Below are 12,010 nucleotides of genomic sequence, written 5' to 3' on the forward strand. Positions count from 1 at the left end.
AGTGCCGTCTACACGCACTTTCGGGGACACAGCCCCGGGAGGTTCTGCAAAGATTCTGCAATCAGTCGGCCGACGGTTTCGGCTCGTCGGTGGCTTCGGAGTCGGTCTCCTCCTCAGACCGGGCGGCTCCAGCATGGTTCAGCTCGACATAGCGGCTGGGCGACATGCCGTAGAAGTCGCGGAAGCTGTTGGAGAAGTGCGAAAGCGACGAGAAGCCGGCCTCGTAGGTAACCTCGGAGATGGAGAGGTTTTTCGTCACCAGCAACATGGCGGCATAGCGCAGACGGGTGGTCTTGAGGTAGTCGCTCGGGTTCTGGTTGGTCAGTTGCTTGAGCTTGCGCTGGAGTTGCGAACGGCTCACCCCGATTTGGCGGCTGATGGTCTCGACCGAGAGGTTGGGGTCGGAAATCTGCTCTTTGACAATCTGTTCCAGCTTCTCGAGCAGTTTCTCGTCGCCCGACTTTATCTTGATGTCTTCCTTGCGCAACTCGTGTTTCCCCTCGTATTTTTCGCGAATGGTGCGACGCAACTCGATGAGCTTGCGCACCCGGGTACGCAGGTGCTCTACGTTGAAGGGCTTGGGTATGTACGAGTCGGCCCCCACTTCGAGCCCCTCGATGCGCTGCTCGATAGCAGTCTTTGCCGTGAGCATGATGACGGGGATATGGCAGGTTTTGTCGTTGGTTTTGATTTTCTTGCACAACTCGATGCCATCCATCTCGGGCATCATTACATCGGTAATCACACAATCGGGCATCTCGCTGATGACGAGTTCCAACCCCTGCACACCGTCTTCGGCCTCGATGACCCGATAGTCGCCAAGCACCTCTTTCAGATACTTGCGTATGTCCTTGTCGTCTTCGACCACCAGCAGTTTGTACCGGGATGTGCTCGTCGAGCCCTGCGACTGTTCCTCGGGCGTATCTTCGACGAAGTCTTGCAACGCGGGCTGCACCAGTGTGGCCAGGCTGTTTTCGGAGCCCTCGGCCTGCATCTCCTCTTTCTTCAAATAGCTGTTGTCGAGGGGCAACGTGATGACAAACGCAGCCCCGCCAAAGGGAGAATCGTCGACATAGATGCGGCCGTGGTGTATCTCCATGAGGCTGCGCGAGAGGTGCAACCCGATACCCGTGCCCACCTTGTTGCGGTTGGCACTCGTGGGCACCTGGTAGAAGCGATTGAATATCAGCTCGCGCTGTTCGGGCGGAATGCCCTCGCCCGAGTCGGCGATACAGATTCTCAACTGGTCGCCGTCGCGCCCTATCGTGATGTCGATGCGGCCGCTCTCGGGGGTATATTTGAAAGCGTTGGAGAGCACGTTGAATACCACTTTGTCGAGCTTCTCCTGATCAATCCACACCTTGGGCAACCCCGGCTCGACCTGCAACGAGAAGCGGATTTTCTTCTCCTCGGCAATGTTGTCGAACGACGAGGATACCTCGCGGAAGAAGTGCTCCACATCGGTAGGCGCAGCCAGCAGCCTCACCTGACCACGGTCGAGTTTTCGCATCTCCATCACCTGGTTGATAAGGCGCAGGATGCGTTGCCCGTTCTGGTTGATGAGCTTATAGACATTGCGCAGCGACCCCTCGGGCGTATCCTTGATCAGGGTCTCTATGGGCGAGAGTATCAGGGTCAACGGGGTTCTGATTTCGTGCGATATGTCGGTGAGGAACTGGAGTTTCGATTGCATGATGAGGTTGTCGTTCTCCTTCTGAATGGTCTCTTTCTTGCGACGTACCCGGCGCTCCATCATGTAGAAGAAGAGGAAGAGTGCGGCCAGCACACAGAGGATGTAGAAGGTCTTGGCCCACCACGTGAGCCAGAAGGGCGGCGTGATGACAATGGGCAAACTGCGTTCGACCGGTTTCGTCCCGGGCAGGAAGGCCCGCACCATAAAGGTGTAGGAACCATGGTTCAGATTGGTGTAGGTAGCCAGCCGACTGCCTGCGGGCAGGGTGCGCCACTCGGTATCGAAGTTCTTCATCTTCACCTGGTAAATCACCTTTTCGGGCGAATTGTATTCGAGTGCGGCAAACTCGATGGAGAAGCTGCGAATATCGTGTCCGATCTTGATACGGTCGGTCGCGTTGATGTTGTGCTTCAGCACGGCATCGTCGGTATCGCCCACCTCGATTTTTTCGTTATAGAAATAGAGGTCGGTAAACATGAGGTTGGTGAGCTCGTGCCCGGCATGCGGCACAAAGGGATAGAAGGCCGTGAGCCCGTCGATGCCGCCAAAAAAGAGCTCGCCCGTCTTGGAGCCGAAATGGGCTCCGCGTCTGAACTCGTTGTTCTGCAAGCCGTCGGAGGTGTAGTAGTTGGAGAATCGCTTTTGCTTCACATCGTAGAACGAGAGGCCCAGCGAGGTGCTGATCCACAGATTGCCGTTCCCGTCGATTTCGATGCCGGCAATAGAGGCGTTGGCCAGCCCGTCGGCCTCGGTATAGAGCAGCATGGTGTCGCGCTTCAGGTCGATGTAGTGCAGCCCGCCTTTGGTCCCCACCCAGATATTGCCGGCCTTGTCCTGAGCTACGGCGTAGATGTTGTTGTTTTTGAGTTTGCCGTTCTCGACATTGTAGTCGTGAAACTGCCCGGTCTTCTGGTCGAAGCAACTGATGCCGGCACTACTGGTACCTATCCATACCTGCTTGTCGCGCCCGAAGAGTATGGTATGCACCGAGTTACTGGGTATCTGGTTGCCGCTGTACATCATATCGTAGGTGTAGCTCGTAATCTTACCGGTGTCGTGGTTGTAGAGGCAAAGGCCGTTTTCGTTGGTACCAATCCACAGAGTGCCGTCGGCATTCTCTTCGATGGTGTAAATATCCTTCACCGCCTTGCCGCCGGCGTGCAGTTTCACGCTGCGGAAGCTGTCGGAGCCCTCGTCGTAGAGATAGAGCCCGTGCAGATAGGTACCCAGCCAGATGCGTTTCTTGCTGTCCTCGAAAATGGCCAGTACCACACTGGCCGGCAATTGGGCGGTGCTGTAATGGCGGTCGACCTTGCGGTTGGCATTCAGGCGGTAGATGCCGTCGCCGTCGGTACCTATCCACACGCGGCGGGCGCTGTCCTCGAGAATGCTCAGCACACACTCGGTACCGATATTCAACTCGGGGTGAAAGAAGTTCAGGCCCCAGTTGTGGAAGATGCGCTCCTGTTGGGGAATCATCATGATACCCTTCTGGTAGAGCACGAGCCACAGGTTGCCCAACCGGTCTTCGAGGATACCGTGCACCTTGGCGTGGTGCATGTCTACGCTGTTCAAATCGGAGTCGTAGGTGCTGATTGCCCCGGTCTTGTAATCGAAATTCTTAAGCCCGTTCCCGTCGGTACCAATCCAGATATTGTTATGGAGCCCCTTCTTCAAGGTGAAAGCCCCCTCGACCGAGGGGATGTAGTTGCGGATAAACTTCTTGGAGTTGTAGTCGAACAGGTCGATACCGCCGTCGATCATACCGATGAGCATGTTGCCGTCGGGGAGCTCGACAAACGAGAATACCTTGTTGCTCGACAACGAATTCTCGTCGTCGGGGTCGTGTGCATAATTGACAATGGTGTGGTTTTCCATGTTCAGCACACTGATACCGTTGTCTTGCGAACCGATCCAGATATTGCCGAAACGGTCTTCGTATATCGTATTGATTTTATCGGAGCAGATGTTGCTGTTGGTAGGCAGGTAGTAGACGGGACGATGGTCGTCGCCCTTGAGACAGATGGCACCGGCCCGGCTGGTCGAGAGCCAGATGTTGCCCCGGCTGTCCTCGATGATGCAGCTGATGTAGCTGAAATCGGTAATGTAGGGGTAGGAAAAACGGATGGTCGTGAAGCGGTCGGTCGTCCGGTCGAGCAGTTGCAGGCCGCCGGTGGTTCCCACCCACAGATTGCCTTTGGTATCGTCGTAGACCGTCAGCACCGAATTGTTGTCGAGCGAGGTCTCATCGTCGAGTATGTGGTAGTAGGTCTTGAACTTCAACCCGTCGAAACTGTTCAGACCGTTGTCGGTACAAATCCAAATAAGACCGGCCCTATCCTGATAGATACTGTTTACATGACTGTTGGAGAGTCCCTCCTGCAAACCATAAAACTTATCGGTATTCGCCAAGAGTGGAAAAACAGAGAGCCAGAGCAAATTAAGTAATATGTGTAGTGTTTTCGTGTGCATCATCGTCCAGTGAAACGAAATCTTCTTGAATTAGGGCTTTTGCTTTTACTCTACAAATGTAGTGCTTTTTCTTGAATTATATCGGCCCGGTAAAACTGGCTACATATCTTTAACTCTTTGCTACATTTTTACAACATAGCCTCACCATACGAAAATACTAATACTTATATATGCAAGCCCTCGAAAGAACTACGAAGTAATTTTGACATACAAAATTTCCGTACTTGACACAAGGCAAAAAACATAGAATAACACACAACAATCTAATCATGGAAAAAGAAAACTTTACCAAAAAACAAACAAGAGGGAGGATCAAGGATATCCTCGTATTCTTGCTGCTTTTTATGGCGTGCGGCGGTTCCGTATTTGCCCAGTCGACAAAAATTTCGGGTATTGTCGTTTCGGCCGGCGAACCGCTGATCGGAGCCAGCATTGCCGAAAAAGGCACCACCAACGGAACCATTACCGACAAGGACGGCCGTTTCGAGCTATCCGCTTCGCCCAATGCGGCTCTGGTTGTTTCGTATCTGGGTTATGAAACGACTACGGTACACGTAAAAGGCAAAACCTACCTGACTATCGAAATGACCCCGGCCATGAACATGCTCGACGAATTTGTGGCCATCGGTTACGGCGTGCAACAGAAGAAACTGATAACGGGCGCCACCGTACAAGTGAAAGGCGACGACATTGCCAAACTGAACACGGTGAATACGCTGGGCGCCTTGCAGAGCCAAACACCGGGTGTCAACATCATCAAGCAGAGCGGTAAACCGGGCGACGGTTTCAAAGTAACCATCCGTGGTCTCGGTACCATCGGCACCTCGGATCCTCTCTATATTATAGATGGTGTGCCCAACGGCGATATTTCGATGCTGAGCCCCTCGGACATCGAATCGGTCGACGTGCTGAAAGATGCTGCCTCGGCCGCCATCTACGGTGCCCGTGCCGCCAACGGCGTTATTCTGGTAACTACCAAGCAGGGTAAAAAGGGAAAAGCCACCATCGAGTACGACGGCTACATCGGCTTCCAGAACCTGGCCAAGACGGCTACACCCCTGAATGCCAAACAGTATCTCGAAATCCTCAACGAGGCCGGTTACGACCGCCAATACTTTGCCGACCGTATTCCCGGCAGTATTCTCGAAGGGGTAGACAACGGTACTTTCACCGGCACCAACTGGCTGAAAGAGATGACACTCGAGAATGCTCCGCAAATGGGACACGCCGTGAACGTGACCAGCGGTAACGACATCTCCAATTTCTCGTTCGGTTTCTCCTACACGTCGCAAGAGCCGGTTATCGGTCTGGAGAATCCCGAAGTGAAATCGCTCTACGAGCGTTACACCCTGCGTTTGAACTCGGAACACCACGTCATCCGCAGCGGCGACCGCAACATACTTACCTTTGGCGAGACCCTTACGGCCGGCCACGTGAGCAGCTCGGGCCTGGGTATGGGTACCGGCAACATCTACTGGAACGACGTGCGCAGCGCCCTGGCCGGTAACCCGCTGCTCCCCGTATACGACGAGAACGGCGACTACCACGACCCGCTCGAAGGGCTCGACTACCAGTCGGTAAACCCCATCGCTCAAATGGATTACCTGCGCTCGCGCGTAACCAGCAAAAACTACTCGGTGCGCGGTAGCCTCTACCTCATCTTCGAACCCATCAAGAACCTGAAATGGCGCTCGACCTTCGGCTATGCCTACAACGGCGGTACCAGCCGCGAATATACGCCGGTCTATCGGTTGAACTCGGTCAACTTCTCGGACCAGGACAAGGTGACTCAAAGCTCGTGGAACGGCTTGCAATGGAGCTGGGACAACACGGTTTCCTACGACTTCACGCTGAACGACTTCCACAAATTCAACGTATTGGTAGGTAACTCGCTCGAACGCTGGGGATTCGGTGAAAACCTGGCCGGCTCGAACAAGGGTTCGGAGTTCGACTCGTTTGAATATGCCTACCTGAGCAACGTCAAGGCCGTGACCAGCGGAACAACCACCGCTACCGGTTCGCCCTGGGACGACGGCGGTATCGTCTCGTTCTTCGGTCGTGTCAACTACGACTACAAAGGCAAATACATGGCCAGCGTGACGATGCGTGCCGACGGTTCGTCCAACTTCGCCCGCGGTCACCGCTGGGGTTACTTCCCCTCGGTATCGGCCGGTTGGAACATCCACGAGGAGAATTTCTTCAAAGAAAACGTGAACTTCATGGACCAGTTGAAACTCCGCGCCAGCTGGGGTGAGAACGGTAACTGCAACATCGGCCGCCTCGCCTACCTCGAGACCATCGCCATCGGCAACGCCACCAACGCCGCCATCTACTACTTCGGCGAAGACAAGTCGGCCTACACCATCGGTGCCTATGCCGACAAGATTGCCAACCCCAACCTCACCTGGGAGACTTCGCGTCAGACCGATATCGGTTTGGATACCCGTTTCCTGAAAGGCCGTCTGGGATTCTCGTTCGACTGGTACGAAAAACTGACCCTCGGCTGGCTCGTGAAACCGCAAGGCCTGGGTATCTGGGGTACCGACGCCCCCTACATCAACGGCGGTGACATCAGAAACACCGGTGTCGAAATTGCTCTCGACTGGACCAACCAGGTGGGCGACTTTACCTACAGCATCAAAGGCAACATGTCGTACAACCACAACGAGGTACTCAGCATCGATAACGGCGAAGGCTTCATCAACGGTACCTCCAACATCCTTACCCACAACACCACCTATCTGGCCCGTGCCGAAGTGGGACAACCCGTAGGTTTCTTCCACGGCTACAAGACGAACGGTATCTTCCAGAACCAGGAACAAATCGACTCGTATACCTGGACCGACCCCGAGACCGGTGCTACCAAGAAAATCCTGCCCGATGCCAAACCCGGCGATGTCATCTTCATGGACCTGAACAACAACGGCTCCATCGACGACGGCGATAAGACCTTTATCGGCGACCCCCACCCCGATGTAACGTACGGTATCTCGATAAACCTGGGTTACAAAGGTTTCGACTTCTCGCTCACGGGTTATGGTGTAGCCGGCAACCAGATTGCCAAGTCGTACCGTAACAACACCAACACGACATTCGACAACTACACTACCGAGATTCTGGGCCGCTGGCACGGCGAGGGTACCTCGAACCGTCTGCCCTCGATCAACGGCAGCTCCATCAACTACGGCTACGTATCGGACCTCTATATCGAAGACGGCGACTACTTCCGCATCAGCAACGTGACGCTGGGCTACGACTTCAGCCGCCTGATCAAATCGAAATTCATCTCGCAACTGCGCTTGTATGCCAGTGTACAAAACCTCTTCACCTTTACCAACTACTCGGGTATGGATCCCGAAGTAGGCTACGGAGGTGGCGACAACTGGACCTCGGGCATCGACCTGGGTTACTATCCCGGCTCTCGCACCTACATGTTCGGTGTTAACCTCAAATTCTAACTCATCATACCAAAAACCGTTTAACCGCAAAAAAGAAATCACGATATGAAAAAGATATTGTATTTTATGATCGGTATCCTCTTGCTCACCAGTTGTGAGGATTTTCTCGATTCGAGCAACAAGATCAAGAAAGACTCGAGCAACTTCCCGCGCACCGAAGCCGATGTGTCGCAACTGCTCACGGGCGTATACTCTATTCTGGGACGCCCCGAGCCGCTGGGCAGCCTCTTCTTCGTTTCGGAACTGATGTCCGACGACCGTCTGGGCGGCGGTGGTCCCGACGATAAGAGCTGCAAGGCTATCGACCAGTTCAAGAAGAGCAGCGAAGACATGTTCAACAACCCGTGGCGTGCCATGTACTTCGGGGTATACCGCAGCAACTACCTGCTCTCCAACCTCGACCAGGTGGTATGGAACAGCGAGGAGTCGAAAAACAAGATTCTGGGCGAGACCCACTTCCTGCGTGCCTACTTCTACTTCGACCTGGCCCGTATGTTCGGACAGGTACCTCTGGTACTCAATCCCGAGCCGGTAAACATTCCCAAGGCATCGACTACCGAACTCTACGGACAAATCGCTACCGACCTGAAGACGGCCATCGAGCTGTTGCCCAGCGTGAAATTCCAGGACATCGACCGGGCCAAAGACCTAGGCCGGGTAACCAAATGGGCTGCCGAAGCCTTGATGGCCCGTGTCTTCCTCTTCTATACCGGCTACTACCAGACCGCAACTCTGCCTCTGGCCGACGGCTCTCAGATAACGAAAGACCAGGTAGTCACCTGGATTGTCGACTGTGTGGAGAACAGCGGCCACGACCTGCTGCCCGACTTCCGCAACCTGTGGGCCTACTCCTATGTAAAGGATTACAAGTATACGGCCGACAACAACCTCAGCTGGGCCGGTGACGGTACGGCCGAGACGGTATTCTCGATCAAGTATTCGTCGTTGGCCAACGACTGGAACTCGCCTCAACAGAAGAGCAACCAGATTTGCCTCTACTCGGGTTTCCGCGAACAGAACTACACCAAGACCTTCCCCTTCGGTCAAGGCTGGGGCATGGGTACGGTCAACCCCAAAATCTATGACGACTGGGATCCCAACGACTTGCGTCGCGATGCCTCGGTGCTCGATGTCAGAAACACCGACGAGGTGGCCGACTTCGACTTCGGCGGCGGCAACCAGGAAGACAATACCTGCTACTTCCAGAAGAAATACATGCCTATCAACGTGTGGACCGACGAAACGAAAACCGACGTCCACAACTTCAGCCACGAGCTCTATGGCATGGAGGGTACCGACTACCAGCGCGACAATATTCAAGACCTGATTATCATCCGCTTCTCCGACGTGCTGCTCATGGCCGCCGAGCTGGGTGCTCCCAACGCACAACAGTATCTCGACCGCGTGAGAAGCCGTGTGGGCCTGGGTTCGGTTCCGGCCACGCTCGAAAACATCAAGGCCGAACGCCGCTTCGAACTGGCCTTTGAAGGTATCCGCTATTACGACCTGCTGCGCTGGCACGACGAAGACCAGATTACGGCCAACCAGACCGGCATCGTCACCTACAACCGCCGTGGTCAAGCCAATGCCGCTACCAAGAATATCGAGTTCCGTGCCGAAACCGGTGGTTTCTTGCCGATTCCGCAAACGCAAATCGACCTGTCGGGCGGCGTACTTACCCAAAACGCCGGCTGGGAAGGCAGCGACAACTATTTGAACTAATCCCCGAAAACGATCTGCGACATCGTGTGGTCATATCGAATTTGTAAGAAATGAGAAATCGCATCATTCAACTGATTCTGATCCTGAACGCGGCCCTGCTCGTCGCTTGTGGCTCTACCAACCAAAAGGGGAAAAACTCCCCGGCCATAAGCGACGGGAAGGCCTCGGCCGGGACGGTAAAACTGTACCTGAAGTTGCAACACGAGTTGGACAAGGGTATCATGCTCGGCCATCAAGACGATTTGGCCTATGGTTACAAATGGTTCCAGGAGAGGGGCCGCTCCGATGTAAAGTCGGTGTGCGGCGACTACCCGGCCGTGTTTGGCTGGGACATCGGGAACATCGAGCATGGCAGTCGGTTGAATGGCGATTCCATTGCTTTCGCCACGCTCATCGACTATGTGCGCGAGGTGAATCGCCAGGGAGGCATATCGCTCTTTACCTGGCGGGCCAGCAACCCCGTGACGGGAGGCGACGCGAGCGATTGCAGCCGGCACGATGCCGTGAAACTGATCGTAGAGAATGACTCTGTTCGGAATGAGTTCCTTGCTTCGCTGGACAAGGTGGCCGACTTCTTTGCCTCCTTGAAAGACGAAGCAGGCGAACCGATTCCGGTCATATTCCAACCGTTCCATGCCCACAACGATGACCAACCGTTGTGGTGGAACTCCCAACTGTGTGAGGCCGACGACTATAAACAGCTCTGGGCCCTCACCGTCAACTACCTGCGCGACCAGAAACAGGTGCACAACCTGCTCTACGCCTACTCGGTCTACAACAACCGGTCTACCGCCTGCCTGCCTGCCTACTACCCCGGCAACAAGTTTGTCGACATAATAGGAGTCAGCTCCCTATTACTGCAAACCGAAGAGTACGACGGGCAAAAATTCATACAAGAGCTGAACCGCAACTTGGCTGTCATTACCCAATTTGCCAGGAAGAACCGAAAGATACCGGCCATTACTTGTACCGGCATGGAGGGTATCAAAATCTCGAACTTCTTCTCACAATACCTCTATCCCGTCATCTCGCAATACAAGCTCTCGTTCGTACTGTTTGGCGAGAATGCCTGGAACAAAGAGCGACACTACTTCATTCCGGTACCGGGGCATCCGGCCAGCGACGACTTCACCCGCTTTGCCGCCTACCCCAACATACTTACTTGCAGCGATATCAAAGACTAAACCATTATACAACATAACCACAGGAAACAATATGAAACCCACGAAAATATCCCGAAGAGATTTTATCCAGAAAAGCGGCATGCTGCTGGCAGCCTCGGCCGTGCCCTCGATTTTGCAAGCCGGGGAGAAACCATCGACCCTCGCGATGAAGAGGAGAAAGATACAGATAGACAGTGATTGGGACGTCATCGTCGTAGGCGGTGGCCCCTCGGGGTGTACAGCCGCCATATCGGCCGCCCGCGAAGGTGCCAAGACATTGCTCATCGAAGCCACCGGCCAACTGGGCGGCATGGGCACCACGGGCATGATTCCGGCCTGGTGTCCCTTCTCCGACGGCGAGAAAATCATCTACCGGGGGTTGGCCGAGAAGGTATTCCGCGCCGCCAAGAAAGGGGTGCCGCACGAACCGGCCGACAAGCTGGACTGGGTGTCGATCAACCCCGAACAGTTGATGACCGTCTACGACGACATGGTGTGCGAGTCGGGGGCCAAAGTGCTCTTCTTCTCGCGCCTGGCCGACGTAGAGATGGCTTCGGACGACACCATCCAGGCCATCATCGTCGCCAACAAAAACGGACTCACCGCCTTCAAGGCGAAAGTCTTTGTCGACTGTACCGGCGACGGCGACCTGGCCGTATGGGCCGGGGCCAACTACTTCATGGGCAACCCCGACGACAAGGTGCAGCGCTCTACCCTCTGCTTCTCGATTGCCAATGTCGACTCCTACGGATACAACACCAATCCCAACCTCTACTGGGAAAACAAGGACAGCCCCATTCACGATGCACTGAAATCGGGCAAATACCCGCTAATCGATCAGCATAGCTGCAACAACCTCATCGGTCCGGGCGTCGTGCAGTTCAATGCCGGACACATCGACATGACCAACTCGACCGACCCCTGGCAGGTATCGGAGGCCATGATCAAGGGGCGCAAAGTAGCGGCCGAATACCTGCGCATGCTCAAGGACTACCAGCCGCAGGTGTATGGCAACGGCTTCATCGTGAAGACCGCCTCGCTGCTGGGTATCCGCGAAAGCCGACGCATCGAGGGCGACTACATCTTCACCATCCACGACTGGCTCGAACGCCGCAGTTTCGACGACGAGATTGGCCGCAACTGCTACTTTGTTGATATACACATCCCCGGCTACGAGGCCAAGCACTACGGTCGCGGCGAGTCGCACGGTATCCCCTACCGTATCCTCACCCCCAAAGGCAAGAAAAACCTGCTCACGGCCGGGCGTTGCATCTCGGCCGACGAAGAGGCTCTGGGCAGCCTGCGTGTGATGCCGCCCGCTCTGGTCACCGGCGAAGCTGCCGGTATGGCAGCGGCTCTGGCCGCCAAGCAATCGCGCCCCGATGTGCATCAGGTCGATGTCGATTTCCTGCGCAAGCGCCTGCGGGAGGAGGGCCAATATTTCAAGTAACAGAGACTCCTCTCTGCCTCCGGCTCCCCCGACCGACCCGTGGAAGCCGAAG

Annotated in this window: 5 protein-coding genes; 4 read left to right on the forward strand and 1 reads right to left on the reverse strand. The window is 55.1% G+C overall.

The genetic code is table 11. The annotated features are described in order from the left end of the window. Positions 1-61: 61 nt before the first annotated feature. A complete protein-coding gene (locus NW211_RS00055; RefSeq protein WP_258326426.1) occupies positions 62-4,105 on the reverse strand; it encodes a two-component regulator propeller domain-containing protein in 4,044 nt (1,347 codons plus the stop codon). 329 nt (positions 4,106-4,434) lie between these two features. On the opposite strand from NW211_RS00055, the gene NW211_RS00060 reads away from it, so the two are divergent. Genes NW211_RS00060 through NW211_RS00075 form a run of 4 tightly spaced genes read left to right on the forward strand, consistent with a single transcriptional unit; the run spans position 4,435 to position 11,958 of the window. After that, positions 4,435-7,623 carry a TonB-dependent receptor gene (locus NW211_RS00060; RefSeq protein ID WP_258326427.1) on the forward strand — a complete coding sequence of 1,063 codons (3,189 nt, stop codon included), beginning with the start codon at positions 4,435-4,437 and terminating at the stop codon, positions 7,621-7,623. 45 nt (positions 7,624-7,668) lie between these two features. Next, a complete protein-coding gene (locus NW211_RS00065) occupies positions 7,669-9,345 on the forward strand; it encodes a RagB/SusD family nutrient uptake outer membrane protein (protein ID WP_258326428.1) in 1,677 nt (558 codons plus the stop codon). A gap of 50 nt (positions 9,346-9,395) precedes the next feature. Then, positions 9,396-10,529: a glycoside hydrolase family 26 protein gene (locus NW211_RS00070; RefSeq protein WP_258326429.1), complete on the forward strand. Its 1,134-nt coding sequence runs from the start codon at positions 9,396-9,398 to the stop codon at positions 10,527-10,529. A gap of 31 nt (positions 10,530-10,560) precedes the next feature. Then, the gene (locus NW211_RS00075; RefSeq protein ID WP_258326430.1) at positions 10,561-11,958 is read left to right on the forward strand and encodes an FAD-dependent oxidoreductase; all 1,398 of its coding nucleotides are present in this window, start codon (positions 10,561-10,563) and stop codon (positions 11,956-11,958) included. Positions 11,959-12,010 lie beyond the last annotated feature (52 nt).

The organism is Barnesiella sp. ET7, from assembly GCF_024733785.1.
GTDB lineage: Bacteria > Bacteroidota > Bacteroidia > Bacteroidales > Barnesiellaceae > Barnesiella > Barnesiella merdigallinarum.

Bases quoted from the DNA above. Each gene is read 5' to 3' on its own strand.
- NW211_RS00065 (WP_258326428.1), top strand. From the start codon at position 7,669: ATGAAAAAGATATTGTATTTTATGATCGGTATCCTCTTGCTCACCAGT.
- NW211_RS00060 (WP_258326427.1), top strand. From the start codon at position 4,435: ATGGAAAAAGAAAACTTTACCAAAAAACAAACAAGAGGGAGGATCAAG.
- NW211_RS00075 (WP_258326430.1), top strand. From the start codon at position 10,561: ATGAAACCCACGAAAATATCCCGAAGAGATTTTATCCAGAAAAGCGGC.
- NW211_RS00070 (WP_258326429.1), top strand. From the start codon at position 9,396: ATGAGAAATCGCATCATTCAACTGATTCTGATCCTGAACGCGGCCCTG.